The sequence below is a fragment of the Paraburkholderia hospita genome, from assembly GCF_002902965.1.
Taxonomy (GTDB): Bacteria; Pseudomonadota; Gammaproteobacteria; order Burkholderiales; family Burkholderiaceae; genus Paraburkholderia; species Paraburkholderia hospita.
The window spans coordinates 2310655-2334933 of record NZ_CP026107.1; the positions used below are offsets into that span (position 1 = coordinate 2310655).

Consider the following 24279-nt stretch of genomic DNA (forward strand, 5'->3'; position numbering starts at 1 on the left):
AGGCGTCACTCGCCGACGCGCAGCACGAGGAAATCGCCCGCGTGTGTCGTGAAGCGTTCGCAGACACAATCGACAAGTTGCGCGGCGCTATCGCCCGTCTCGCCTTGAACACCCGCCGATGCATGCATCGCGGTGGCATCGCCCGCGCGCAGCCGCACACGATGCGAGCCGGGCCACAGCGCGTTCGAAAGGCGGCGAATATCCTCGGGTTCGACATCGTCGAAGCGAGGGCCTGGTGCGATCTCCGCTGGTGGCAGCGCAACGGCAAGAACATTTGCCCCGGCCTCGCGCGTGCTGCCAGCGTCAGTACCGTGGGTCCACGCGGGCATGCGCTCGAGTGCCTGAATCAGCACAAACGACTTGCTGTGTTGCGACAGATGACGTAGCAGCCTGTGCGTTTCATCGACGGCGCGGCGCGCGAGCATGCGATCGTTGTCGTGACGCAGCAGCATCTCGTAGCGCGACTGCGCGACCGACGTAATCAGCTCCGCGCGAAATTGCGCGCGCCTCAACCTTTCAACCAATGTAATAAAGACGAGCGCAACCATCGGGTACGACACGACGAACAGCACATCGGAGCGGTCGATGAAACCAAACATCGCGTAAGGCGGCACGAACAGATAGTCGCCGATGCACACGCCGGCCAGCATCATGGTCAGCGCGGGCGCAAGGCCGAAGTAGTACTCGATCAGCACGGCTGCAACGCAGAACGCAGCGCCCGGCATCGCTGGACCGAGCAGCGGATGCAGGAGAAGACGCACGCCACTCGCAATACAGAGCGCGGCAATCGCGGCAAGCCATCGCCGTGCCCCGCGAGGCGCCCAGCGACGGGCGTTTTGAACTTGCATGAATTGTTGTTTGCCGGACTACCGGACACTCTTCGACGTGTGGCCGTCATGGCCAAGATGGACAGACAAACTAGAAAGCCTGGAACGGCCCGAAAGATATCACATGTAATTCGCCGTAATACTTGAACTTTTCCTATTTCAGCATTTATGCGACGGTAGTATTTGCCTTATATGCGCGCTAACGTTTGCGTGCTTTAGGGGAACAAATCGAAAGCAAAGTGACAGGAAGCCAGAGTACTTATTTCTATTCGCGCCGTGGTCCCACTTCGCCTTGAGCATTCGCTGGAGATCTTCCGCGAACAAATGAAAGGAACCCGTCAGGAAAACCGTCAATGCGCGTGCTTTTTGTCGTACTTCAATACTCGATCCGGTCGCGCCGTCGGTACTGACGAGCACCGCAGCGCGAGTAATAGAGCAGATTCACATCGCGCCGCTACTCTCTTTTCTTATCAACTATCAATCCATGCAACTCAAACGGTAATTCGTATCCGCGCGATGCGCGGATACGATCTCACATTCGAATCACATCCATTACCGTTTTCTTCTTGTCCTTGAACTGATAAATCGTAATGGCCGCGTCCTTCAGATCGCCGTGCATATCGAATGCGATTTTGCCGATCACGCCGTCATACTGCGTGACGGGCATCGCAGCCAGAACTTTGGTCCGCTCGGTCGAATTGGCGCGCTTCATCGCTTCGTAAATGACGTAGACGGCATCGTACGCAAACGGCGCGTACGCATCGATGGGCACCTTGTAGCGCGCGGTGTAACGACGATCGAATTCCTGCCCCTTGGGCATCTTCGAGAGCGCGAGTCCCGCTTCGGAGCACACCAGGTTGCCGATCGCGTCGCCCGCAAGGCTCACCATCTTGTCCGTGCATGCACCGTCGCCGCCGAGCACGCTCGCCGTCATGCCGAGATTCGCCGCCTGCTTCACCAGCGGTCCCGCCGTCGCATCGGAACCGCCATACATGATGACGTCGGGCCGCAGCCCCTTGATCTTGGTCAAGATCGCGCGGAAGTCGGTGGCCTTGTCGTTGGTCGCTTCGCGCGCGACGATCGTACCGCCGTTCGCCTTCGCCGCTTTCACGAACTCGTCGGCAAGTCCCTGTCCATAAGCCGTCGAATCGTCGATCACGGCAATCCGTTTCGCGTGCAGCGAATTGAGCGCGTAACGCGCGAGTGCCGGTCCCTGCAATGCATCCGTCGCCACGACGCGAAACGTCGTCTTGTAGCCCTGTTGCGTGTAAGCAGGATTCGTCGAGCCTTGCGAAATCTGCACGACTTGCGCTTCGCTATAGATGCGCGACGCGGGAATCGACACGCCTGAGTTGATGTCGCCGACTACGGCCACCACGCCATCGTCGACCAGTTTTTGCGCGACCTGGGTTCCCGTGCGTGGATCAGCGGCATCGTCCTGCGAGTCCAGTTGCAGACGTACCGGCTTGCCGCCGATCACAGGGTGCTGACTGTTGATCTCATCGACTGCGAGGCGCGCAGCGTTTTCGCTGTCCTTGCCCATGTTCGCGAGTTGCCCGGTGAGCGGCGCCGCGTGGCCGATCAGCACGACAGCGGGAGTGGTATCAGCGGCATGCGCGGATGTCTGAATAGCGGCCAGCGCAACGACACCAGCTAATGAGCGAAAAGTTTGATTCACGGACTGCCTCACTTTGGTCATGAATGCGGTAAAGGTGCTAAACAAGCGCGCCATCGATTTCATCGCGCCTGAAAACCAGTATTCGTTCGCCGTAATTGCGCGTCCAACGAGAAATTCTTTTTGCTGCCGATAAACAAATGTTATGCGGGCACGACAGTCTCGCTATGCCTGAGTAACGCTTCAATGCTGCGCGCTATCGCGAGAATCGATGCATCGGCGAGCGCAGGCCCGCAGAGCGACAGGCCGACGGGTAGTTCGCCTTGCCGGTGGCAAGGCAGCGTCAGCGCGCAGCCGTCCATGAAGTTCACGACAGCGGGATTGCGCAGCACCTTCGCATTCGTCGACGAGAATGCATCGTCGTCGCTTTCCACACTCGCAATGGCAGGCGGAACGATGGCGACAGTCGGCATCAGCCACGCATCGAATCTCGCAAGACGCGCCCGCGTATCGCGCACGAAGCGCTCGCGCGCGGCGAGCAGGTCGATATAGTCGGCGGCGCTGCGCCCTTCTCCGGCGCGCAGACGTTTGAGCACGCGCGGGTCATACGTATCCGCGTCGCGGGCGACGTGCTCGCGATGCCACGCCCACGCCTGCGCCGCCGTGATGCCCGCAAGCGGATAGCGGCCCGCGACCTCATGCAACTCGGGAAACGCAAAGCGCTCCACGGACGCGCCCGCGCGCCGCAACATGCCGATCGCGCGATTGAACGCGGTGCTGACGGTCTCGTCGAGATCGTCAGCCACGTAGTCGGACGTGACACCGAGCCGAAGTCCTGCGAGCGGGCGCGGCGCCGTGTCGAGCGCCTGTCCGGAGACAATGCTGTCGATCAACGCGCAACAGTCGACGCTGCGCGCAATCGGCCCGATCGAATCGAACGACGCCGACAGCGGCACGATGCCGTCGAGCGGCACGCGCCGCGCGGTCGGCTTGAAGCCGACCAGTCCGCAGAACGCGGCGGGAATGCGGACCGAGCCGCCCGTGTCGGTGCCGAGCGCGGCGGCGACATGGCCGAGCGCGACGGACACTGCCGCGCCTGAACTGGAGCCGCCCGCAAGACGCTTTGGGTGAGCAGGATTCAGCAGCGTTCCGTAGTGCGGGTTCAGCCCGAGGCCGGAGAACGCAAACTCGCTCATGTTGGTGCGGCCCACGAACACCGCGCCCGCCTCGCGCAAACGCGCGACGGCGGCGGCGTCGCGCACGGCAGGCGTCGCGTCGCGCAGTATCCGCGAGCCCGCTGTCGTCACCTGTCCTTTGATGTCGAACAGGTCTTTTACCGAAACGGGGACGCCTGCCAATGCGGAAGGCACGTAGCCGCGCTCGCGAAACGCGTCGCTGCTGGCGGCCGCTTCGCGTGCCGCCACCCGGTCGATATGCGTGTAGGTCGATCCGCCTCGTGCGAGGTCGGCGTCGATAGCCGCAAGGCTCGTGTCGAGCAGTTCGCCTGCCGACAGCTTTTTAGCCGCGAGCGCCTTGCCGGAATCACGAATGGTGCGCATCGCGATCACTCCGTATGCGCAAGCGCATCGACGCTATAGCGATGCCGCAAGCTGCGTCCAAGCACAGGATCGTGCAGTTCCAGTTCGTACGCGCCCGCGGGCGTCAGCGCGCCGAGCACGGGCTGCGTGCCGCAGAACAGCACGGTCTCGGGAATCATCGACGTCGAACCGAACGCGCGCCAGATCAGCGGCTCGGGATGCATCAGCCGCGCAAGCGTGCCTTCCTGATAGCGGATACGCTCGCCGCTCGCATCGATGCGCCAGCTACGCGCGATCAGCGCGTCCCAATGCGCAGCCACGTCCGCATAGCGCCACAGCGTTTTGCCGAGCGGCTTCGCACACATCTGCTTCGACACGGCAACGTCATAGCCTTCGACCTTGCGGTCCGTATGATCCGAACCGATACCGACCAACAAGCCATCCTCTTGCGTCTGGATCAGCACGACTTCGACTTCGCCCGACGAATGCTCACCGATCACTTCAATGCTGTCCGCCGTCGTCAGCAGGGCGGGCGCGACTTCGTAGAAGCATGGCACGCTCGACGGCCTGCGCACGCCGATCGCTTCCAGTTCGCGAATATGATGCTCGACCTCGGCGTGGTCGCGTCCCGCCCAGCCCGCAATCACGAGACGGCTCGCGCTCACTTCGACGTGCAGCCCGCCTTCGATTTCGCATGACACTTTCTTCATCGCAACGTCCTCTGGTTTGACAGTGTGTTTGCCCTTCCATCAACGGGCATTTGCTGCGAAGTGTTGGCGCGTGCGCCGTGCGTGTCCAACAAATTAAAGTTGTCGCGTGGTTGAAATTTTTCTTGTCACCCAAGGCGTGACGCGGCGCTACACTGAGCCATTCGTGCTTGCCTCGTCAGGGTTGTGAATGAATCTGCGATTTCTCGAAACGTTTGTCTGGCTGGCGCGACTGCGCAGCTTCCGCCTGACGGCCGAGCGGCTGCACGCGACCCAGGCAGCCATTTCGAGCCGCATCTCCGCGCTCGAACAGGAACTCGGCGTGCGGCTATTCGAGCGTGGCTCGAAAGAAGCGACGCTCACGCAGGACGGCAGCAAAGCGCTGCCGTTCGCCGAACAGATGCTGAAGCTGAATCAGGCGATGCTCGCGAGCGTCGGCGATCGCTCAAAGGTGTCGGGCCTGCTGCGGCTCGGCGCGATCGAATCGATCGTGCATACGTGGCTGCCCGATCTGCTCAAGCGCATCCGCGACGAGTATCCGAACCTCGTGATCGAGCTGACCAGCGACACGTCTGCGAATCTCTCCGCGCAACTGGCGAACGGCCATATCGATGTGTCGTTTCAGACGACGAGCGTCGCCGGCGCGGACATGACGAATGTTCCGCTCGGCAGTCTTCCGATGCGCTGGATGGCAAGCCCGGCGCTCAATCTGTCCGCGCAGGCGCTCACCGAAACTGAACTGGCCGCGTATCCGGTGATCAGCTTCGCGCGTCATTCGCCGCCGCATGAGTTTCTGACGGGCCTGTTCGCGGCTAGCGGGGACGTGCAGGTGCAGATCAATTGTCTTTCGTCGGTGGCGGCGATCATCCGGCTCGTGGTCGACGGATTCGGCATTGCCGTGCTGCCGCCCGCGTTCGTGATGCGTGAACTCGAAGCGGGCCAGTTGCAACTGCTCCAAGTCACGCACCGCGTGCCCGCGTTGCCGCTGGTCGCCGCGTACCGGCGCACGCCTGACAGCCTGCTTGCCGAGTCGATCACGCGGCTCGCGCTGAACGTCGTGCTCGATTTCAGCCTGAAGCATGGGCCAGAGTTCGCGCTGTTCCCGCCATCGGACGACGCCATCTCGCATGCATGACCGATCCATTCATCAACACGAGTACGCCGACATGCTGACCGCTCTTTCCATACCGATCGAACCGCTCGAAGTGAATCGCTGTGAACCGTATGGCTGGATGCTCGGCAAGCCTGTGCGCACGGACGGCGACGCGCCGGCGTTCGTCAGCCCCGCGTCGGACTTCTGGCGCGAGCATCTGTTCGATACGGGCACAGCGGGCGAAACCGAAATACTCTGGGTCGTGTACCGCAATCGTGGCGCAGAGATCTCCGCGCTCGAATTGCATCGTTTGACGCAGCAGGCCATCGTGCCGTTGACGGCACCCGTCGTGCATATCGTCGCGACGTCGCTCGAAGACGGCGAGCCGGACCTCAATTCGCTGCGCGCATTCGAGATTCCCGTTGGCAAAGGTCTTTGCATGCGGCCTAACGTCTGGCACGCGACGCGTGTCACGAACACAGAGTCCACCTGTTTGATGCTCACTCGCCCTTCGACAACCTACGATCTCGTCGTCCATCTGAAGACGGGTGCGCCTGCATGCGAAAGCGTCATCAGGACAATCGACACACGCACGCTCGAATTCAGCACGGCCTGAACGTGTTCGCGTGCTATCGCACGCGTCATGCCTCTAGAAAGTTTTGTGTAGTGACTGTCTGCTTGCGATGCGTCCCGACACGGTGCAGGATAAGTCGAGTCAACAGGACGCATGTGCCGCATCGCCTTCCGCACTGATCCACTTCGCATACGCGTTCAGGTCCGCATGTTGCTAACCGATACAGGTTGAGCATCGCACGCGCAACGCGCCGTGAAGCATGAACAGGAGGCTGACAGCATGAACGACGAGAGCAAAGCGAGCACCTCTAAAGGCCCGTCGAGGCACCGGTCACCGTCCGTCGTCGCAAGATGGCTCAGTGTTCTCTTTGCCGTGCTGGCTGGTCTGTATCTGCTGATAGGCGGTATCTGGCTCGTCACGATTGGCGGCTCACCTTATTACATCGTTGCCGGCGTCGTTCTGCTCGCCGTCGCGTGGCTGATCCATCGCGGCAACGGGCTCGCGTTGTCGCTCTATTCGCTCTTGCTGATCGGCACATTGATATGGGCCGTCTTCGAAGCGGGTTTCGATTTCTGGGCGCTTGCGCCGCGCACCGATATCCTCGTTCTGTTCGGCGTCTGGCTGCTGTCGCCGTTCGTCTTCCGTCTGTTCGATGTGTCCGCTCGGCGCGGCGGCGCCGTTGCGCTCGTGGTATGCCTCGTTCTCACGGGGGTCGCGCTCGCGTATGCGGCATTCAACGACCCGCAGGAGATCAACGGCAAGGTCGCGGAAAACGCGGCCGTGTCGCCGATGCAACCCGACTCGCATGCCGGCGACTGGACGGCATACGGCCGCACGCAAGCGGGCACCCGCTATTCGCCGCTCACGCAAGATCAACCAGGAAAACGCGAAAGACCTGCAGGTCGCGTGGACCTTCCAGACGGGCGACAAGAAAGGCCCCAACGATCCCGGTGAAATCACGGACGAAGTGACACCGCTGAAGGTCGGCGACATGCTTTATCTTTGCTCGCCGCATCAGATCCTGTTCGCACTGGATGCCGCGACAGGCAAGGAAAAATGGCGCTTTGATCCGGGCCTGAAAACCGACCCAAGCTTCCAGCACGTGACCTGCCGCGGCGTGTCGTATCACGAGTCGGCGGCTGCCGCTGCCGCGAAGGACGAATCCGCGCAACGCGCGTTGCCCGCGTGCGCGCGCCGCGTGATCCTGCCCGTCAACAACGGCCATCTTTTCGAAGTCGATGCCGCAACGGGACAGCGCTGCGCCGGCTTCGGCAACAACGGCGACCTCGACTTGCAGCATCTGCAACCGGTGACCACGGTGGGAGAGTACGAGCCGACCTCGCCGCCCATCGTCACCGACAAGATCATCGTCATGGCGGGAGCGGTGACGGACAACTATTCGACCCGCGAGCCGTCCGGCGTGATACGCGGCTTCGACGTCGAAACGGGACAACTCGTGTGGGCGTTCGATCCAGGCTCGGCCACACCGAACGCCATTCCCGACGACCATCACACGTTCACATCGAATTCTCCCAACTCGTGGGCACCCGCCGCCTACGACGCGAAACTCGACCTCGTCTATCTGCCGATGGGCGTAAAGACGCCCGACATCTGGGGCGGCAATCGCACGCCGCAGGACGAGCGCTACGCGAGCGGGCTGCTGGCGCTGCATGCATCGACGGGCAAGCTCGCGTGGTTCTATCAGACGGTGCATCACGATCTGTGGGACATGGACCTGCCCGCGCAGCCAACCATCGCCGACATCACCGACCGCAACGGCAACGTCGTGCCCGCGATCTACGCGCCTGCGAAGACGGGCAACATCTTCGTGCTGGATCGCCGCACGGGCACGCCGATCGTGCAAGCGCCCGAGCAGCCCGTGCCGCAAGGCGCGGCCGAAGGCGATCGTGTATCGCCGACGCAGCCGTACTCGCAACTGACCTTCCGGCCCGCGAAGAACCTGTCTGGCGCCGACATGTGGGGCGCAACGATGTTCGACCAGCTCGCGTGCCGCGTGATCTTTCACCGGCTGCGCTACGAAGGTCCGTTCACGCCGCCGTCCGAAAACGGCACGCTGGTTTTTCCGGGCAATCTCGGCATGTTCGAATGGGGCGGTCTCGCCGTCGATACCGACCGGCAACTCGCAATCGCGAACCCGATCGCGCTGCCGTTCGTCTCGAAGCTCGTCGCGCGCGGGCCACACAACCCGATTCAGCCGCCAGAGAACGGCCAGGGCGGCACGGGCACGGAATCGGGCATCCAGCCGCAATATGGCGTGCCGTTTGGGGTGGAGCTGAACCCGTTCCTGTCGCCCATCGGCTTGCCTTGCAAACAGCCCGCATGGGGTTACGTGGCAGCGCTCGATCTGAAGACGAACCAGGTAGTGTGGAAAAAGCGCATCGGCACGGTTCGCGACAGCGCGCCCGTTCCGCTGCCGTTCAAGATGGGCATGCCGATGCTAGGCGGCCCGATGACGACGGCAGGCCACGTGTTCTTCATCGGCGCGACTGCCGATAACTATCTGCGCGCCTACAGCACCGACACGGGCGAGGAACTATGGCGCGCGCGGCTTCCCGCTGGCGGCCAGGCCACGCCGATGACCTATGAAGCGAACGGCAAGCAGTACGTGGTGATCGCTGCGGGCGGACATGGGTCGTTCGGCACGAAGCTCGGCGACTATGTGATCGCGTATGCGTTGCCGGACAAATGACGCACGCTCACTGCTTCGCGAGGTACCGCTGCGCCAGTGCTTCATAAAGCGGTGGCGCAAACAGCCTCGACACCTGGCTGGAAATGAGCGCGGTCGCCATCAGCGAAAGCACCAGCGCGTGTCCGTTGATCATCTCGATCACGATCACGAACGCGGTGATCGGGCTTTGCGTGACAGCCGCGAGATAGCCGACCATGCCGAGCGCGATCAGCATCGGCAGCTGCATTTGCCCGAACACGAGATGCAGCGCGTTGCCGATGCCCGCGCCGATCGCGAGCGAAGGGGCAAACAACCCGCCCGGCGCGCCGGGCAGATACGATCCGACCATCGATGCCATCTTCAGCACCGGATAACTCGCGCCAAGCTGTGAATTGCCTTCCAGCATTCCGCGCGCTTCGGCATAGCCGCTGCCGAACGTGTGACCGCCCGCAGCGACACCGATCACCGCGATAAAGAGGCCGCACGCCGCGCCGAATGCAACCGGATGTTCTTTTCTCCACGCCGCGAGCCGCCCAGGCATCCAGCGATCGGTGTTCAGCAGCAGCCAGCAAAACGCGCCGCCTGCCACGCCCGTCACGACCCCCAGCATCACGACAGCAACGACGAGCAGATCGGGAAAATGCCCGTCGATGTCGATCGTGCCGAAGTACGTGTAGTTGCCCTGCAAGCCTAGCGAGACGATGCCCGCGAAGATGATCGCCGTAATCAGCACGCCGCTGGTTCGCGTTTCGAAGCTGCGTGTCAGTTCTTCGATGGCGAAGACAACGCCCGCGAGCGGCGCATTGAATGCCGCGGACAGCCCGGCAGCCGCACCGGCCAGCGCGAGTTTGCGCTCCAGGCCCACGCCGCGAAGACTGCGCAAGCGCGCCGGATAGAAGCGCCGCAGGCTGAACATCAGCGCGGCGCCGATGTGGATGGTCGGCCCTTCACGTCCGATGGTGAATCCGCCGAGAATCGACAGAAACGACACGGCGATCTTGCCAACCAGAATGCGCATGTTCAGCAGACGCGGACCGAGGTCGCGCCCTTCGTGCAGCGTCGCGATGACTTGCGGAATGCCGCTGCCTTCAGCGCCCGCGAAGCAGTGCCGCGTAATCCAGACACCGAGCGCCGCGACTGCGGGTGTGAGCACGAGCGGCAGCCACCAGAACTTCGTCGTATAGCGCAGAAACGCGTCGTAGCCGAAATCGATCAGCCGCGCATACATGACGGCGACAAGCCCGGTCGCGACCGCGCCGAGCCAGAATACGCCGTAATGCAGCCAAAGCCGCCTGCCGCGCAGCAACGCGCGTCGGTCGAGAAGTACGGGAATACGCATCGGGGCGTCAGTGTGACTAAAGCAAAGTAAGGCACATTGTGACATAAATGCGCGATCCTCCGTTTCGACACGTACAACCCGTGCGCAAATGGTTATTCGCTCGTGTCGCCGAACACCCAGCCAAATGAGCCGTAGTGCGCCCTGTGCTCGGCTGCGAGCTTGAGCAGGCAGCGCTCGCCCTTCGGCGTCAGATGCACCTGCACCTGGCGGCGATCTTCGGCGTCAGGCTTGCGCGTTACGAGACCGGCCGATTCGCAGCGCGACACGAGCGCCGCCGTACCGTTCGGCGCGGCCTGCAGACGCTCCGCCAGTTCGCCGACAGTGGCCCACTGCCTCCCCTCGAAACCGCGCACATGCAGCAGCAATTGATATTGCAGCGTCGTAATACCCGCCGCGTTGGCGATCTCCTCGGACGCGCGCAAGAACTTGCGCAGCTCGTAACGGAATACCGACATCGCTTCCAGATCCTGTTTGCCCGGAAGGTTGCGTTTGGGCTGCCTGCTTGAACTCATCTGAAGTCCTGGTGAATGGATAAAGACACGGTGATGTTCGCGGATCATACACACGATCGAATCGCCCGCCGTCACCTGTACTTTGCCTTTCATCTGTCTTTTCAGAATCTATACTTTGCATGGGCGAAGTCGGCGAAACGCACGCATCGACGGGACGCTCTTTTCGTCATATCAATTCTGCCTTCTTCAGGGAGGTGGCACGTGCAATACGACGAACAGAAAGTGCAGGACTTCATGGAGCGCATGGTTGGAGAGTTCGGCGCGGTCGCCTCGGCGCCGCTGATCGCGCTGGGCGACCGGCTCGGCCTGTACAAGGCGATGACCGAACAGGGCTGGATGACCTCGGAACAGGTCGCCGACCGCGCCGGCCTCGCCGAGCGATACGTGCGCGAATGGCTTGCGGCGCAGGCCGCATCGGGCTTCATCCGCTACGATGCCGAAACCGCCCGCTACCAGCTCGAAAACGAAATGGCGATGTGCTTTGCCGAAGAAGGCAGCCCGACGTTCATTCCGGGTTTCGCCGACTGCGCCGAAGCGATGTTCCGCAGCCTGCCCAAGCTCGAAGGCGCATTTCGCACGGGGCTGGGCGTCGGGTGGCATCAGCATCATCCATCGCTGTTCAAGGGCACAGAGCGATTCTTTCGTCCAGGCTATGCGGCGCATCTGGTCGACGAGTGGATTCCGGCTTTAATCGGTGTCGAAGCCATACTCAAGGGACGCGGCGCGAAAGTCGCGGATGTTGGCTGCGGCCACGGCATATCGACGATGCTGATGGCGCAGGCGTATCCGGAGGCGACCTTCGTCGGCTTCGACTATCACGAACCGTCCGTGCAGCGAGCACGAGAACTCGCGGATGAATCGGGTCTCAGCGAGCGCGTCACGTTCGAAATGGCAAGCGCACAGCAATACCCAGGAAGCGACTACGATCTCGTCGCATTCTTCGATTGCCTGCACGACATGGGCGACCCGACGGGCGCGGCGGCCCATGTGTTGCAATCGCTGAAGCCCGAGGGCACGTGGATGATCGTCGAGCCCTTTGCGAACGACCGGCTCGAAGACAATCTCAACCCTATAGGGCGTGTGTTTTATTCGGCATCGACGATGATCTGCACGGGCGCGTCGTTGTCGCAGGAAGGCAGAAAAGCGCTCGGCGCGCAGGCGGGCGAAGCGCGGCTCAGGGAAGTCGTGACTGAGGGCGGCTTCACGCGTTTCAGGCGCGCGACGCAAACGCCGTTCAATCTGGTTTTTCAGGCGCAGGCCTGAACGGCCCATATGGAATCAGCCGGGCGCGCATGCACGCCCGGCTTGTGCGGTTGCGCCGGCTTACTGCGACATCGCCCCCGACGCCGGATGATCCATTCCCATCGCGTCGTGCTTCTTCATCTTGTCGCTCTTCTTCATCGAATCGTGCGACATGTTGTCCTTTTTCATCGCGTCGTGCGACATGCTGTCTTTGCTCATCGCATCGTTTGCCATCGCGCCGCTTGCTTGCGCGAATGCAGCCGTCGTGCCTAACGCCATCGCTGCTGCGAATACTGCCGTCATCAGTCGTTTCATTGCTCATCTCCTTGCTGGGTTGAAATTGGTATCCGGCATGACCGGAACCGGAAAAAGAAGAACTGCGCTCAGGAACCGCCGAACCAGTTGTAGCCCTGATCGACCCAATAGCCGCCGGGATAGGTATTGGTAACGAAGATCTCGACGATATGCTTCGGGTTCTTGTAGCCGAGCTTGGTCGGCATCCGTAGCTTCATCGGGTAGCCGTATTTCGCAGGCAAACGCTCGCCGTCGTATTCGAACGTGAGCAAGGTCTGCGGATGCAGCGCCGTCGGCATGTCGATGCTCTCGTAGTAGTCGTCGGCGCAGCGAAAGCCGACATACTTCGCGCTCGTATCCGCCCCGACGCGGCGCAGGAACTCCGCGAACGGCGTGCCGCCCCAGCGTCCGATTGCGCTCCACCCTTCCACGCAGATATGCCGCGTGATCTGCTCCGCGTGCGGCAGCGCGTACAACTCGGGCAGCGTCCACACGCGTTGCCCTGTCACGAGACCGCTGACCTTCAGCCGATAGTCGCTGCCGTTCACTTCGGGCACGTCGTCGATGCCGTAGAACGCATTGAACGGAAAGGGCCGCGTGAGTTGCGCTTCGGTGTAGGTCGGCGCGAGCTGGTTCGGATCGAACAGGAACGCCTGCGCGCGATCGTTCAGCCGTGAGACGGCAGTCAGAAATGCGTTGACCGATTTGTCGTCGGTGATCGAGCAGCCTGTGAGCAGCGACAGGCCGCCCAAGGTCAACAGGCGCTTGCCGAACAGACGGCGCGAAGGCATGTCCAGTTCGCGGCGCGCATCCGCGAGAATCGCTGCGCGGTCGAGCTTGATGATGGGTTTGTCGTCGGTCTTCATGTCGTGTCCTCGGGCGGAAATCAGCGGCCGCGCAACATGGTCAGGAGCGAGCGCGGCACGAGCGCGACCATCGCGACATGCACGACGACGAACGCCGCCATCACAGCCATCGCGCAGAAGTGAACGATGCGCGCGTTGTCATAGCCGCCCATCAGCTCGCGCAACAGCGGAAACTGGACCGACTTCCAGATCGCAAGCCCCGACAGCACGAGCACCACGAGATCGACGATCACGACGAGATACGCGAGCTTCTGCACCGCGTTGTACTGGCGCAAATCTGTGTGAGCGAGCTTGCCGCTCAATGCGGCGAGGAAGTCGCGCAGCACGGCGCGCGGCGAGATCGGGAAGAACTTCGCGACGAGGCGCCCGCTTGCGATGTTCAGCGCGAGATACAGGATGCCGTTGAACACCAGCAGCCACATCGCCGCGAAGTGCCATTGCAGCGCGCCGCCAAGCCAGCCGCCGAGGGTAATAGACGGTGGAATCACGATGTTGTGAAACACCGGCGACGCGTCATAGATGCGCCAGCCCGAGAACATCATCACGAGTGCGGCGAAAGCATTGAGCCAATGCGTGATGCGCAGCCAGATCGGATGAATCGGTGCATTGCGCGGTGCGGTTTCGGGTGCCGGAGTGAGGGTCGCTTTCATCGTGTCCATGTCGATCACCATGACGGTCTGATACACGTCAATTCGTCAGGGACACGGGATTGGTTACAGCATCGCGTGCTTTTTCGAGCAATTCACTCCGCTCGCGAAAAAATTTCGCACACGTGTAACCAGAAACGGTGAAACGACGAATTAACCCGGTAAAGGAGGCGGGTGACGACGATGGACGACGACCGCGCTATAGTGGCGCATCACGGCTTCGGCTGTGCCGAAACGCTCGATCTGAAGCTCAGCGCCCCGCTCGCCGCGGCAGCGAGCCACGTGCACGTCTCGTCGTCTCGCCGTCCTGCCAATAAGGGAGTCATGTTGCAAGAAGCGGAAAGCCGCCTGAAAGCGTTGTTCGTTCGCGGTCTCGACGGCGATGCCGACGCTTATCGCAGCTTTCTGCAGGCACTCACGCGGCACCTGCGCGGCTTTCTGCGCAGACGCATTCCGAACTATCGCGACGACGTCGAAGACCTCGTCCAGGAGATTCTGCTCGCGGTGCACAATGCGCGTCACACCTATCGTCCGGACGAACCGCTGACTGCGTGGCTGCACGCGATCGCCCGCTACAAGCTGATGGATTTCTTCCGCTCGCGCGCACGCCGCGAATCCCTGAACGATCCGCTCGACGACTACGCCGAGCTGCTCGCCGACACCGACGACGAACCCGCCCAGGCGCGCCACGACATCGGCAAGCTGCTCGAACATCTGCCCGACAAGCAGCGGCTGCCCATCGTTCACATGAAGCTCGAAGGCCTGTCGGTGACGGAGACGGCGCGCATCACGGGCCTGTCCGAATCGGCCGTGAAGGTCGGCGTGCACAGGGGTCTCAAGGCGCTGTCCGCGCTCATTCGGGGGCTGCGATGAAGACCGACGATCTCATTGGCCTGCTGTCGAACCAGGTGACGCGTATCGAGCGCGGCGCTGTTGCGCGCCGCTTCACCAAAGCGCTGCTGCTCGGCGCGTTGGGCTCGCTGATCCTGATGAGCGTGGTGTTCGGCGTGCGGCACGATCTGGGCAGCGTCGCGCGCACCACCATCTTCTGGGCGAAGATGGCATATCCGCTTGCGATCGCGGTGGGCGCGATGCTCGCCGTGATGCGGCTCGGCCGACCGGGCGCGCGTGCGGGCTATTCGTGGGCGATCATCGCGTTGCCGTTTGTCGCGGTGTGGATCGCGAGCATGATGGTGCTCGACAGCGCGGCGCCCGGCACGCGCTTGCCGATCGTGCTCGGTCATACGTGGCGCACGTGCCCGTTCAATATCGTGCTGCTGTCGGTGCCGACGTTTCCTGCCGTGTTCTGGGCCGTCAAGTCCCTTGCGCCGACGCAGTTGCGGCTCGCGGGTGCCGTCGCCGGGCTGCTTGCGAGTTCCACTGCGACGATCGTGTATTGCCTGCATTGCCCGGAGATGAGCCCGGCGTTCTGGAGCGTGTGGTACGCGATCGGGATGTTGCTGCCCGCGGGCATCGGCGCGTGGCTGGGGCCGAAGCTGTTGCGCTGGTAGTGAAGGCGTGGGGAACAAGCTTTCGACGAGGCTCAGGCTTCGAGGTCGTCACCTTCGGCGACGGCAGGCCCGATATAGTGCGCGCGAGGACGCAACAGGCTGCCGCTCGTCATCTGTTCGATGGAGTGCGCGGCCCACCCTACGCTTCTCGCGATCGCGAACAGCGCGAAGGCCGCGTCTCTTTGCAGCTCACAATGCTCGACGAGTGCGGCAAGCGCAATATCGATAGTGGGCTGCATGCCCGTCGAGGTGTCCACGCAAGCGATCAACTCGCCCGTCGTTTGCGACGGCGCTAACATCGACAGCAGACAGGCTGCTCGCGGATCGCCTTGCGGGTAAAGCTCGTGTCCAAAACCGGGTAACGACTTGTTATCGGCGAGCCGGCGTCGCACGGTCTGCTCGGCTCCCGAATTGCGCGCATCGTCGATCAACGCATGCACTCGTGTAATCGCGTCGCCGTGCAACGGCCCGGAGAACGCGGCAAGTCCCGCCAGCATGCACGCACCAAGCGAAGCCCCCGTCGACGCAGCAACACGGGCAGCAAACGCCGAGCTGGTCAGTTCCTGATCCGCGAGCAGCACGAGCGTCCGGCGCAAAAGCTCCGCGTGCCGCTCAGCCCGCCATGCACGAGCGATGCGCAGATGCAGCGGCCCCTCGTCCGAATCGAGCCCGACAAAAGCACTCGCGAGATGGCCGACCAATCCGGCCGCGTCCTCATGCATGCGCTCGACGTCCAGCGCATGAACCGATCCGCCCTCAGCCGCCGCCATGCTCATTGCGGCAAAGACACGCGCTCTTGCGGAACCTTCCATCCTGACCGGTTGGGAAGCCGGAAAGCGGGGCCGTTCGGCCGAGTCCCACAACAGTTCCGCGGCTTCCTCCAGTGTCGCGGTCGCGGCCATTTGAATCGCGTCCTTGCCGCGGTAATACAGCCTGCCACGAACGATGGTCGAGATATGGGTATTGATGATGGGCTCGCCCCACGCCATCGTGCTCGCCGCGATGTTCTTGCGCGCGCGTCCAAGGTCGCGCTTCTTCATCAGCATCGAAATATCCGACGCGCGATACAGCTTGCGGCTGATGTGATCCGGGTCCCAGCGCACCTCGATCTGACCGCGGCTGACATAGGCGTATAGCGTCTGCTTGCGCACGCCGAGCGCCGCGCACGCCTCCTCCTGTGTCATCCAGTTCTTCACGTTGATTGACTCAATCAAGGTTGACGGTCATGGGTGCCGCCGGTTTAATGCAAAACATAAACACACAAAAAAATCCGCACGACGCGCGCACCAAGGAGGAGATATCGATGGCTTCAGACCGAACGACCCAGTATATATCGACGGCATCGGAGCGCATGACGCGCACGCGCTACTCGATCCTCGCGACGATCCTGCTGCTGGCGACGGTCGCCTATGCGGACCGCGCGATCCTGTCGATTGCAGGGCCCGGCATCGCGAAGGAATTCGGCCTGAATCACGTGCAGTTGGGCTATGTGCTGTCGGCATTCAGTTGGGCGTATGTGGTGGGTCAGATTCCAGGCGGCCTGCTGCTCGACCGGTTCGGCACCAAGAAGATGTATGGCGCGACGCTCATTCTGTGGTCGATCGCGACCATGCTGGTCGGCTTCATCGGCAACGTCACGTCGGATGTCTCCGTTGCGCTTGCGCTGCTGTTTGCGCTGCGCTTCGCGCTCGGCCTGATCGAGGCACCGAGCTTCCCGGCGAACGGCCGCGTCGCGGTCATGTGGTTCCCGAAGGAAGAGCGCGGGCTCGCGACATCGCTGTTCGCTTCCGCTTCCTACTTCGCGGTGGCGATCTTCTCGCCTTTCGCCGGCTGGCTCACGGCGAAGTTCGGCTGGCCCTCGCCGTTCATTGCGCTTGGACTCATCGGCATTGCAGCGGCTGGGCTGTGGGCCGTCGTCATGCACGAACCGCGCAACCATCCGCGCGTATCGTCGAGCGAGCTCGATCACATCATTGCGGGCGGCGCGATGATCGACATCGACTCGAAACACGAACTGCAGGCACGCCCCGCCGTGTCGTGGGCGCTCGTACGGACGCTGCTCGGCAACCGGATGCTGTGGTGCTCGTATATCGGCCAGTACTGCACCATCGCGCTGAGCTATTTCTTCATCACGTGGTTCCCGATCTATCTCGTGCAGGCACGCGGCATGAACGTCATGGAAGCGGGTTTCGCAACGATGATTCCCGCCGTGTCCGGCTTTCTCGGCGGCATTGCGGGCGGCGTGATCTCCGACATGCTCATCCGTCACGGCTGGAGCGTTTCGTGGGCGCGCAAGACGCCGTATATCGTCGGCATGCTGGTGGGCTGCTGCCTTGTGCTGTCCGCCTTCACCGAGAGCAATGTCCTGATCGTGCTGTTGATGACGCTCGCGTTCTTCGGCAAAGGCACTGCCGCGGGCGCGGGCACGTGGGCGATCGTCAGCGACACGGCGCCGCGCGAAGCGGTTGGCCTTGCGGGCGCGATCTTCAATTGCGTCGGCAACATCGGCGGCATCGTCACGCCGATCGCGTTCGGCTACATCGTGCAGGCAACGGGCGGCTATACAGTCGGGCTCTACTTCGTCGCCGCGCACTGCCTCGTCGCGGCAGTCGTCTACCTGCTGTTCATGGGCAATATCAAGCGCGTGCAGATGCGCACGCCCGGCACTTAATGGAAATCAAGCTATGCAACAACCGGACACGCTGAAGCCAACCGTACTCAACGCGGCGGAATTGCCCGAGTGGACTAATGCGGAACTCAGAGCGCTTTTCAATGTTCTCGATCTGCCGAAAGATCCCGACGCCGCCGCTGCGTTTCTGGCGAAGCATGGTCATGAAGTGCGCGGCATTGCGCTACGCAAGACGAAGATCGACGCAGCGTTTCTCGATGCCGTGCCTGCTGTCGAGATCATTTCGAGCTACAGCGCAGGTCTCGACAATCTGGACGTGCAGGCAACCAGGTCGCGCGGCATCACGATTGAAAACACGTCACACATTCTGGCCGAAGACGTCGCGAATGCAGCCGTCGGTCTTGCGCTTGCCGTCACCCGCGATTTCATCAACGCGGACGCCTTCGTCCGTACGGGAACGTGGCCTGAGCACGGACACTATCTGCTTGGACGTTCGATCTCGCGCATGAAGGTCGGGATCGTCGGACTCGGCACGATTGGGTCCGCAATCGCGAAGCGCCTGCAAGCATTTGGCTCGAACCTCGCGTATTTCGGCCCGAGCCGGAAATCGGTCGATATTCCGTACTATGACGACGTCGCCCATCTCGCGCGCGATTGCGACATGCTGATTCTGACCTGCCCGCTTTCTCCTTCCACGCATCATCTCGTCAATGCAGCCGTGCTCGATGCGCTTGGACCTCGCGGGTATCTCGTGAACATTTCACGCGGGCCTGTGGTCGACGAGGCGGCGCTGATTGCCGCTCTGGCGCAAGACGGGATTGCGGGCGCGGCGCTCGATGTTTTCGAGTACGAACCGGTCGTTCCCGAAGCGCTGATACGCGATCGCAGAGTAGTGTTGACGCCGCATATCGGCTCGGCGACGGACGAAACGCGCCGGAGCATGGCGGAGAACGTCGTCGATACGCTTGCCAGGCATTTCGGGCTCCCCGGCCCGCGCGGCAGGCAAATTGACGCTGCCGTCGAAAGTATCGGATGACATTGCCGCCGTCGTTCCAGGATCAGGCATCGCGAATGCTCAATGCCAAGGCGCTATTGATCCCGGGAGAACGACATGGCTGAATATGATGGCGAACGCAGCACCGACGAACGGATTCGCGAACGTGCGTATCAACTTTGGGAGCGGGACGACGATCCCAGGAAACATGCCGACGAGTACTGGGATACGGCACGGCGACAGATCGAAGCCGAGGGCGCGGATGATGCGCCCGTCGAGCCTCCGATCGAGCAATCCGACAAGCGACAGCTGGAAAGCGAAGACCCGCAGGAAGGTGAAAACCCGAACGGCGATGCTGCAGGCAAGCCGCGCGCGAAGCGGACGCGGTGACTAACGCGGAGTGAAATCGTCACGCCGCCGTGCAGGTTCTACGTATGCTTGCACCTCGTAGAACCTGCAAAATATCAGGTCTCCAGCGGACCTGATCTCATGACGTGCTGCTTCCTCGCGCAGTGAGCGTGGAGGTCACTCGAGCCGCCGATCGCACAGCGAACACGAAAGCGCCTGCCGACACCAGCGACACAACCAGCACCGTCCATTCGACGGGGAGATAGTTGTCCGTCATCGCCCAGATTGCCGCCGCCGAGATCGGCGCAATGCCTTTCGCGATGTTCGACGGCATCGAAAGAAGGCCGCTCACCGCGCCGTAGCCTTCCGTCCAGAGGATGTTCTGGACAATCGTCCCGCGCAGAATGGTCATCATGCCGTTGGCGCCGCCGTACACAACCGCGAACAGGATGAGCCCAGCCGTGGACGTGCCGACGCACATCAGGATCACGACCGAGGCGGGGAAAGCTGTGGTGACCACAATGCCGATGATGGCCGGACGCACGTTCCTGCCGGCCGTGAACCACAGGATCCGCGCAAGTACCTGTGCTGGCCCGATGGTTGCCATCGTAGCGAGTGTCGCGGCAGGCGACACTGCACGCTCGGTCATTAGCGGAACGAGGTGGAACGTCAAGGCGGCAAATGTCGAATAGTAGGCAGTGAAGCAGACGGCGAGTCCCCAGAATGCGGGCGTTCGCAAGGCGCGTCGCGTTGATTCCCTGCTGGTCGCGTTGAACGTACTTCGATCTGATACGCCATCCGCGCGTGCGTTCCGTCGAATAGCAAACACGTGGATAGGAAGACAAACAGCGACGTTAGCGAGCGCCAGCACGATCAGCGCGCCGCGCCAGTGATACCCGTCGATCAGGACCTGTGTCAGCGGAATGAACACAGTGCTCGCGAATCCCGCCACGAGCGTTATCAGCGTGATCCTTCCCGGATAGCTGGCCGGAAAATCGCGCGTGATGACGGCGAACACAGGGTCGTAGAGCGTCGCCGCCATGGCAATGCCGAGCCCTACCCATACGACAAACAGCGTGGACAGACTGTGAGCCTGCGACCACACAGCGAGCATCGCCGTTGCGAGGAACGTGCCGCCCGTCATCACCATGCGGCCGTGTCCACGGTCTATCAGCGTCCCGACCGGGTAGGCTGCGAAGCCCGAGACCAGCAGGCCCGTCGAGAGCGCGGCGTTCGTCGCTGTGCGGCTCCATCCCATCGTGCTTTCCATCGGCACGACAAAAAGCGAAAACGCATAGTAGATGGAGCCCCACGAAACCAGCTGTGCGACCGCGAGCGCCCACGTCTCTATCCGCGCATGAACGTGATCGGGCTCATTCAGTTTCGCTGTCGTCGGTGTCGGCATTCGAACTGGTTTCGTGTCGCATCGCCGCGCTGGCAAGCGTGCTCGCCGGCGCGGGGGCCGCCTCCTTCCGTTCACTATAGCGATCGGTCAGATAGTCCGAACGATCCCGGACAAGCAGCGTGAATTTAAACAGCTCTTCCATCACGTCGACCACGCGGTCGTAGTAGGCAGAGGGCTTCATCCGGCCGTCGGAATCGAACTCCTGATAGGCCTTCGCAACCGACGACTGGTTGGGGATCGTCACCATCCGCATCCAGCGGCCGAGCACGCGCAGCGCATTCACCGCGTTGAAAGACTGCGAGCCGCCACACACCTGCATGACAGCGAGCGTGCGGCCTTGCGTCGGCCGTATTCCCGCGCTTTCGAGCGGCAGCCAGTCGATCTGGTTCTTGAACACGGCCGTCAGATTGCCGTGACGCTCAGGGCTGCACCATACCTGCCCCTCGGACCACTCCGACAGTTTGCGCAGTTCGATCACCTTCGGATGGTCTGCCGGGACGCTATCGGCGAGCGGCAGGCCGTGAGGATCGAACACACGTGTGTCCGCGCCGAAATGCCGGAGGATGCGCTCGGCTTCGAGCGTAAGCAGCCGGCTGTACGACGTGGCCCGCAGCGACCCATACAGCAGCAGGATGCGCGGCGGATGCGTCGATGTAGCCGCGGGTGTCAGCTTCTCCAGTTGCGGTGTTTCGAGATGTGAAGCGCTGATGTTCGGCAGATCGCTCAGCATGGTCAGTTTCTCCGAAGGCTGGCCGCAGCTTGCCGATGCCCTGATTCATACCAGAGCTGTGAACGGTTCACGATGCCGACCACCAGCAGCATCACGGGCACCTCGATCAATACGCCGACCACTGTCGCGAGCGCGGCGCCCGAGTGAAAACCGAACAGACTGATTGCCGTGGCGACTGCGAGTTCGAAGAAGTTGCTCGCGCCAATGAGACTGGATGGTCCAGCCACGCAATGTGCGACGCCAAGCCGGCGATTGAGCAGGTAGGCAAGCCCCGAGTTCAGAAACACCTGAACGAGGATCGGCACAGCGAGCATCGCGATCACCAGCGGCTGCGCGACGATCGCCTGGCCTTGAAACGCGAACAGCAGGACCAGCGTCGCAAGCAATGCGCAGATCGACCACGGGCCAAGGCGCGCAACGACGCTGCGAAAATGCGCTTCGCCGCGCGCCAGCAGATGGCGCCGCAGCAGTTGCGCGAGGATGACGGGAATGACGATGTACAGACAGACGGACGCGATCAGCGTATCCCACGGCACCGTAATCGCAGACAAGCCGAGCAGCAACGCGACGAGGGGAGCGAACGCCACGATCATGATCGAGTCGTTCAGCGCGACCTGCGACAACGTGAAATACGGATCGCCCTTGCACAGCTGCGACCACACGAACACCATCGCCGTGCAGGGCGCGGCGGCCAGCAGGATCAGACCCGCGACGTAGCTGTCGAGCTGCTCGACGGGCAGCCAAGGCCGGAACACGTGACGGATGAACAGCCAACCGAGCAGCGCCATCGAGAACGGCTTGACGAGCCAGTTGACCGCAAGGGTCACGCCGATGCCGCGCCATTGGCTGCCGACCTGCTTCATCGCCGCGAAGTCGATCTTGACGAGCATCGGGATGATCATGATCCAGATCAGCACCCCGACGGGCACGTTGACGTGCGCCACTTCCATACGGCCTATCGCCTGAAACACGCGCGGAAGTATCTGCCCGAACACCACACCGGCAACGATGCATAGCGCAACCCATAGCGTCAGATAGCGTTCGAAAAAACCGATCGCCGGGCGCACGGCTGTGCGAGCCTCAGTGCTGCTCATTGGCTTCTTCTGCCGGGCGTTCGCCGATCGCGCGCATTTCGCGCTGGATCGCGTTGTGATCGAGAACGTGCAAAGGCAGGTTCACGAATTGGCTCACGCGGTTCATGATCTGTCGATAAACCTTGTCGAAGACTTTGCGCTTCTCGTCGTCGGTTCCCTGGAAGGCCGCGGGATCTTCAAATCCCCAATGCGCCGTCACCGGCTTGCCAAGCCAGATCGGACAGACCTCGCCAGCAGCCTGATCGCACACGGTGATGACAAAGTCCATCTGCGGCGCGTCGGGTTTGGCGAACTCGTCCCAACTCTTGCTGCGCATCTGTGCCGTGTCATAGCCCAGCGCGTTGCATCGCTCGACCGCGAACGGATTGACCGCACCGGATGGATGGCTGCCCGCGCTGTATGCGCGAAAGCGGCCTTTGCCAAGCACGTTGAACAGCGCTTCAGCCATGATGCTGCGCGCGCTGTTGCCCGTGCAAAGGATCAGGACGGAATAAGGTTTGTCGCTCATTGGCGGCTCCGGATTGAAATCGCGGTCTCGGACGGCACGCAACAGGCTGCCGTCGATCCGCTTACTGGTAATGCCTCGATATGGGACTGTCCATAGATGGGCGCCGATTCGAGCGTTCGAAAGGTTTCCCACGCGACGCCTTGCGGATCGACGGTCCACGCCTTGTCGGACTTCGCATAGCAACACGTGGTGCCGCTCTGGTGCTGCACAGGGAGTGCGGCCGCAGCGAAGCGCGCGTTCATCTCGGCAAGTTCTTCATCGGTTTCGACCTGGATGCCGATGTGGTCGACGCCCGGCTTCGCACCGCGTTGGGAGATCGCAAAGTTCACGGGCGGATCGGTCAACTCCCACTTGCAATAGTCGCTCTTCGTAACCGTCGGCTCGACGTTGCCGAACACCGCGCTATAAAAGCGAACGCTGTCCGCAAGGTTCTCGACCGCGACGTGGATGTGCATGCGTTTCATGGCTTGTCTCCGCAGCAGTTGGAAAGATCGCTGGCGGCGCAGGGGACGCCGGCGCAACAGTTCTCCGTGAGAAAGCCGATCAGCGTGGTCATCGCATCGAAGTTGGCGGTGTAGATGACGAAGCGCCCCTCCTGTCGCGAACTCACCAGTTCAGCGTGCGTGAGGTCTTTCAGGTGAAACGACAGGCCGGAAGGCGAAATCCCCAACTGCTGCGCGATTTCACCCGCTGCCATGCCTTCAGGGCCGGCAATGACAAGCTGGCGAAAGATGGCCAGGCGGGATTCGTGAGCGAGCGCGCCGAGCGCGCGTACGGCATTGATCGTGTCCATGTGGACTACTTTACTCGTTCCATTTCTATATTTCAAGAAATGTTGAAATGATAGCGTTTCAGGGACAGGACTGATCGTTTAGCCGTGGAGCAATCGCACCGCGTGGTTGATTGCGAAATGCGGGCTAGTTTATAGAAGCGCCGGGTATTCTCGGCGTGGTGGATTCAGACTCGCCAGCGAAACAAATCGGCCTCGAATGGGCGCGCGCATGGGTCGATAACCACGCGTGAAGCGCCGCTTCCGCCCCGCGCTGGCGGTATTCCGAATATTGGCGAGCCCGTTTCTGTTGATACCCTCGAGCGCGATGACGCCGCCCTCATGAAA

24 protein-coding genes and 1 pseudogene are annotated in these 24279 nt (G+C 62.1%); 9 read left to right on the plus strand and 16 right to left on the minus strand.

All coding sequences use genetic code 11. From position 1 onward, the window contains the following. Positions 1-5: 5 nt before the first annotated feature. From C2L64_RS43795 to C2L64_RS43810, 4 genes are all read right to left on the minus strand, one after another. A complete protein-coding gene (locus C2L64_RS43795; RefSeq protein ID WP_009771468.1) occupies positions 6-848 on the minus strand; it encodes a DUF4118 domain-containing protein in 843 nt (280 codons plus the stop codon). A 511-nt stretch (positions 849-1359) separates the two neighbouring features. After that, positions 1360-2526, minus strand: coding sequence for a branched-chain amino acid ABC transporter substrate-binding protein (locus C2L64_RS43800; RefSeq protein ID WP_238554898.1), 1167 nt, complete (start codon positions 2524-2526; stop codon positions 1360-1362). 119 nt (positions 2527-2645) lie between these two features. Then, a complete protein-coding gene (locus tag C2L64_RS43805) occupies positions 2646-4001 on the minus strand; it encodes an amidase (RefSeq protein ID WP_009771466.1) in 1356 nt (451 codons plus the stop codon). Between the two features lie 5 nt (positions 4002-4006). Next, positions 4007-4690 (minus strand): DUF2848 domain-containing protein, encoded by a 684-nt coding sequence (locus C2L64_RS43810; RefSeq protein WP_009771465.1) that lies wholly within the window; start codon positions 4688-4690, stop codon positions 4007-4009. Positions 4691-4877: 187 nt separating this feature from the next. On the opposite strand from C2L64_RS43810, the gene C2L64_RS43815 reads away from it, so the two are divergent. The 3 genes and pseudogenes from C2L64_RS43815 to C2L64_RS43825 all read left to right on the plus strand — a co-directional run bounded on the left by C2L64_RS43815 (position 4878) and on the right by C2L64_RS43825 (position 9064). Further along, entirely contained in the window at positions 4878-5822 is a 945-nt protein-coding gene (locus tag C2L64_RS43815) for a LysR family transcriptional regulator (protein ID WP_009771464.1), read from the plus strand. A 31-nt stretch (positions 5823-5853) separates the two neighbouring features. Beyond that, positions 5854-6396: an ureidoglycolate lyase gene (locus tag C2L64_RS43820; RefSeq protein ID WP_009771463.1), complete on the plus strand. Its 543-nt coding sequence runs from the start codon at positions 5854-5856 to the stop codon at positions 6394-6396. Between the two features lie 237 nt (positions 6397-6633). After that, positions 6634-9064, plus strand: a pseudogene (locus tag C2L64_RS43825) (glucose/quinate/shikimate family membrane-bound PQQ-dependent dehydrogenase). A 7-nt stretch (positions 9065-9071) separates the two neighbouring features. On the opposite strand, the gene C2L64_RS43830 reads toward C2L64_RS43825, so the two are convergent. Continuing rightward, complete coding sequence (locus tag C2L64_RS43830) at positions 9072-10382, minus strand: chloride channel protein (protein ID WP_009771460.1); 1311 nt, start codon at positions 10380-10382, stop codon at positions 9072-9074. A 92-nt stretch (positions 10383-10474) separates the two neighbouring features. After that, positions 10475-10894 carry a MarR family winged helix-turn-helix transcriptional regulator gene (locus tag C2L64_RS43835; protein WP_039903019.1) on the minus strand — a complete coding sequence of 140 codons (420 nt, stop codon included), beginning with the start codon at positions 10892-10894 and terminating at the stop codon, positions 10475-10477. A gap of 201 nt (positions 10895-11095) precedes the next feature. Here C2L64_RS43835 and C2L64_RS43840 point away from each other — a divergent pair, with 201 nt between their 5' ends. Next, positions 11096-12157, plus strand: coding sequence for a class I SAM-dependent methyltransferase (locus C2L64_RS43840; protein WP_009771458.1), 1062 nt, complete (start codon positions 11096-11098; stop codon positions 12155-12157). Between the two features lie 60 nt (positions 12158-12217). Here C2L64_RS43840 and C2L64_RS43845 read toward each other — a convergent pair whose 3' ends face one another. The 3 genes from C2L64_RS43845 to C2L64_RS43855 all read right to left on the minus strand — a co-directional run bounded on the left by C2L64_RS43845 (position 12218) and on the right by C2L64_RS43855 (position 13955). Beyond that, on the minus strand, positions 12218-12451 hold the full coding sequence (locus C2L64_RS43845) for a pentapeptide MXKDX repeat protein (RefSeq protein WP_007731183.1): 234 nt from the start codon (positions 12449-12451) through the stop codon (positions 12218-12220). A 68-nt stretch (positions 12452-12519) separates the two neighbouring features. Further along, positions 12520-13296, minus strand: a complete 777-nt coding sequence (locus C2L64_RS43850) for a molybdopterin-dependent oxidoreductase (RefSeq protein ID WP_007731181.1) — start codon at positions 13294-13296, stop codon at positions 12520-12522. A 20-nt stretch (positions 13297-13316) separates the two neighbouring features. Further along, positions 13317-13955, minus strand: coding sequence for a cytochrome b/b6 domain-containing protein (locus C2L64_RS43855; RefSeq protein ID WP_009771457.1), 639 nt, complete (start codon positions 13953-13955; stop codon positions 13317-13319). 315 nt (positions 13956-14270) lie between these two features. On the opposite strand from C2L64_RS43855, the gene C2L64_RS43860 reads away from it, so the two are divergent. Both C2L64_RS43860 and C2L64_RS43865 read left to right on the plus strand, forming a co-directional pair. Continuing rightward, positions 14271-14816, plus strand: a complete 546-nt coding sequence (locus tag C2L64_RS43860) for a sigma-70 family RNA polymerase sigma factor (protein ID WP_085954667.1) — start codon at positions 14271-14273, stop codon at positions 14814-14816. Beyond that, positions 14813-15454 (plus strand): DUF1109 domain-containing protein, encoded by a 642-nt coding sequence (locus C2L64_RS43865; RefSeq protein WP_009771456.1) that lies wholly within the window; start codon positions 14813-14815, stop codon positions 15452-15454. Before C2L64_RS43860 ends, C2L64_RS43865 begins: the two co-directional genes overlap by 4 nt. A 32-nt stretch (positions 15455-15486) precedes the next feature. Here C2L64_RS43865 and C2L64_RS43870 read toward each other — a convergent pair whose 3' ends face one another. Continuing rightward, on the minus strand, positions 15487-16638 hold the full coding sequence (locus C2L64_RS43870) for a citrate synthase family protein (protein WP_009771455.1): 1152 nt from the start codon (positions 16636-16638) through the stop codon (positions 15487-15489). Between the two features lie 119 nt (positions 16639-16757). On the opposite strand from C2L64_RS43870, the gene C2L64_RS43875 reads away from it, so the two are divergent. From C2L64_RS43875 to C2L64_RS43885, 3 genes are all read left to right on the plus strand, one after another. Next, positions 16758-18125, plus strand: a complete 1368-nt coding sequence (locus C2L64_RS43875; RefSeq protein WP_009771454.1) for an MFS transporter — start codon at positions 16758-16760, stop codon at positions 18123-18125. Positions 18126-18138: 13 nt separating this feature from the next. Then, positions 18139-19119 (plus strand): 2-hydroxyacid dehydrogenase, encoded by a 981-nt coding sequence (locus C2L64_RS43880; protein WP_009771453.1) that lies wholly within the window; start codon positions 18139-18141, stop codon positions 19117-19119. Between the two features lie 75 nt (positions 19120-19194). Then, positions 19195-19467 (plus strand): DUF2934 domain-containing protein, encoded by a 273-nt coding sequence (locus C2L64_RS43885; protein ID WP_009771452.1) that lies wholly within the window; start codon positions 19195-19197, stop codon positions 19465-19467. A 97-nt stretch (positions 19468-19564) separates the two neighbouring features. Here C2L64_RS43885 and C2L64_RS43890 read toward each other — a convergent pair whose 3' ends face one another. Genes C2L64_RS43890 through C2L64_RS43915 form a run of 6 tightly spaced genes read right to left on the minus strand, consistent with a single transcriptional unit; the run spans position 19565 to position 23955 of the window. Further along, the gene (locus tag C2L64_RS43890; protein WP_009771451.1) at positions 19565-20830 is read right to left on the minus strand and encodes an MFS transporter; all 1266 of its coding nucleotides are present in this window, start codon (positions 20828-20830) and stop codon (positions 19565-19567) included. Then, complete coding sequence (arsH, locus tag C2L64_RS43895; RefSeq protein ID WP_009771450.1) at positions 20799-21560, minus strand: arsenical resistance protein ArsH; 762 nt, start codon at positions 21558-21560, stop codon at positions 20799-20801. Before arsH ends, C2L64_RS43890 begins: the two co-directional genes overlap by 32 nt. A 2-nt stretch (positions 21561-21562) precedes the next feature. Next, entirely contained in the window at positions 21563-22654 is a 1092-nt protein-coding gene (gene arsB, locus C2L64_RS43900; protein WP_009771449.1) for an ACR3 family arsenite efflux transporter, read from the minus strand. Then, a complete protein-coding gene (locus C2L64_RS43905) occupies positions 22641-23162 on the minus strand; it encodes an arsenate reductase ArsC (RefSeq protein WP_009771448.1) in 522 nt (173 codons plus the stop codon). Before C2L64_RS43905 ends, arsB begins: the two co-directional genes overlap by 14 nt. Then, positions 23159-23626, minus strand: coding sequence for an ArsI/CadI family heavy metal resistance metalloenzyme (locus C2L64_RS43910; protein WP_009771447.1), 468 nt, complete (start codon positions 23624-23626; stop codon positions 23159-23161). Before C2L64_RS43910 ends, C2L64_RS43905 begins: the two co-directional genes overlap by 4 nt. After that, positions 23623-23955, minus strand: a complete 333-nt coding sequence (locus C2L64_RS43915) for an ArsR/SmtB family transcription factor (protein ID WP_009771446.1) — start codon at positions 23953-23955, stop codon at positions 23623-23625. Before C2L64_RS43915 ends, C2L64_RS43910 begins: the two co-directional genes overlap by 4 nt. Between the last annotated feature and the right edge of the window lie 324 nt (positions 23956-24279).

What these genes read in the sequence shown, in the direction of transcription:
- C2L64_RS43795 (WP_009771468.1), bottom strand. Translation starts at nt 848, where the DNA reads ATGCAAGTTCAAAACGCCCGTCGCTGGGCGCCTCGCGGGGCACGGCGA.
- C2L64_RS43800 (WP_238554898.1), bottom strand. Translation starts at nt 2,526, where the DNA reads ATGACCAAAGTGAGGCAGTCCGTGAATCAAACTTTTCGCTCATTAGCT.
- C2L64_RS43805 (WP_009771466.1), bottom strand. Translation starts at nt 4,001, where the DNA reads ATGCGCACCATTCGTGATTCCGGCAAGGCGCTCGCGGCTAAAAAGCTG.
- C2L64_RS43810 (WP_009771465.1), bottom strand. Translation starts at nt 4,690, where the DNA reads ATGAAGAAAGTGTCATGCGAAATCGAAGGCGGGCTGCACGTCGAAGTG.
- C2L64_RS43815 (WP_009771464.1), top strand. Translation starts at nt 4,878, where the DNA reads ATGAATCTGCGATTTCTCGAAACGTTTGTCTGGCTGGCGCGACTGCGC.
- C2L64_RS43820 (WP_009771463.1), top strand. Translation starts at nt 5,854, where the DNA reads ATGCTGACCGCTCTTTCCATACCGATCGAACCGCTCGAAGTGAATCGC.
- C2L64_RS43830 (WP_009771460.1), bottom strand. Translation starts at nt 10,382, where the DNA reads ATGCGTATTCCCGTACTTCTCGACCGACGCGCGTTGCTGCGCGGCAGG.
- C2L64_RS43835 (WP_039903019.1), bottom strand. Translation starts at nt 10,894, where the DNA reads ATGAGTTCAAGCAGGCAGCCCAAACGCAACCTTCCGGGCAAACAGGAT.
- C2L64_RS43845 (WP_007731183.1), bottom strand. Translation starts at nt 12,451, where the DNA reads ATGAAACGACTGATGACGGCAGTATTCGCAGCAGCGATGGCGTTAGGC.
- C2L64_RS43850 (WP_007731181.1), bottom strand. Translation starts at nt 13,296, where the DNA reads ATGAAGACCGACGACAAACCCATCATCAAGCTCGACCGCGCAGCGATT.
- C2L64_RS43855 (WP_009771457.1), bottom strand. Translation starts at nt 13,955, where the DNA reads ATGGACACGATGAAAGCGACCCTCACTCCGGCACCCGAAACCGCACCG.
- C2L64_RS43865 (WP_009771456.1), top strand. Translation starts at nt 14,813, where the DNA reads ATGAAGACCGACGATCTCATTGGCCTGCTGTCGAACCAGGTGACGCGT.
- C2L64_RS43870 (WP_009771455.1), bottom strand. Translation starts at nt 16,638, where the DNA reads ATGACACAGGAGGAGGCGTGCGCGGCGCTCGGCGTGCGCAAGCAGACG.
- C2L64_RS43875 (WP_009771454.1), top strand. Translation starts at nt 16,758, where the DNA reads ATGGCTTCAGACCGAACGACCCAGTATATATCGACGGCATCGGAGCGC.
- C2L64_RS43880 (WP_009771453.1), top strand. Translation starts at nt 18,139, where the DNA reads ATGCAACAACCGGACACGCTGAAGCCAACCGTACTCAACGCGGCGGAA.
- C2L64_RS43885 (WP_009771452.1), top strand. Translation starts at nt 19,195, where the DNA reads ATGGCTGAATATGATGGCGAACGCAGCACCGACGAACGGATTCGCGAA.
- C2L64_RS43890 (WP_009771451.1), bottom strand. Translation starts at nt 20,830, where the DNA reads ATGCCGACACCGACGACAGCGAAACTGAATGAGCCCGATCACGTTCAT.
- arsH (WP_009771450.1), bottom strand. Translation starts at nt 21,560, where the DNA reads ATGCTGAGCGATCTGCCGAACATCAGCGCTTCACATCTCGAAACACCG.
- arsB (WP_009771449.1), bottom strand. Translation starts at nt 22,654, where the DNA reads ATGAGCAGCACTGAGGCTCGCACAGCCGTGCGCCCGGCGATCGGTTTT.
- C2L64_RS43905 (WP_009771448.1), bottom strand. Translation starts at nt 23,162, where the DNA reads ATGAGCGACAAACCTTATTCCGTCCTGATCCTTTGCACGGGCAACAGC.
- C2L64_RS43910 (WP_009771447.1), bottom strand. Translation starts at nt 23,626, where the DNA reads ATGAAACGCATGCACATCCACGTCGCGGTCGAGAACCTTGCGGACAGC.
- C2L64_RS43915 (WP_009771446.1), bottom strand. Translation starts at nt 23,955, where the DNA reads ATGGACACGATCAATGCCGTACGCGCGCTCGGCGCGCTCGCTCACGAA.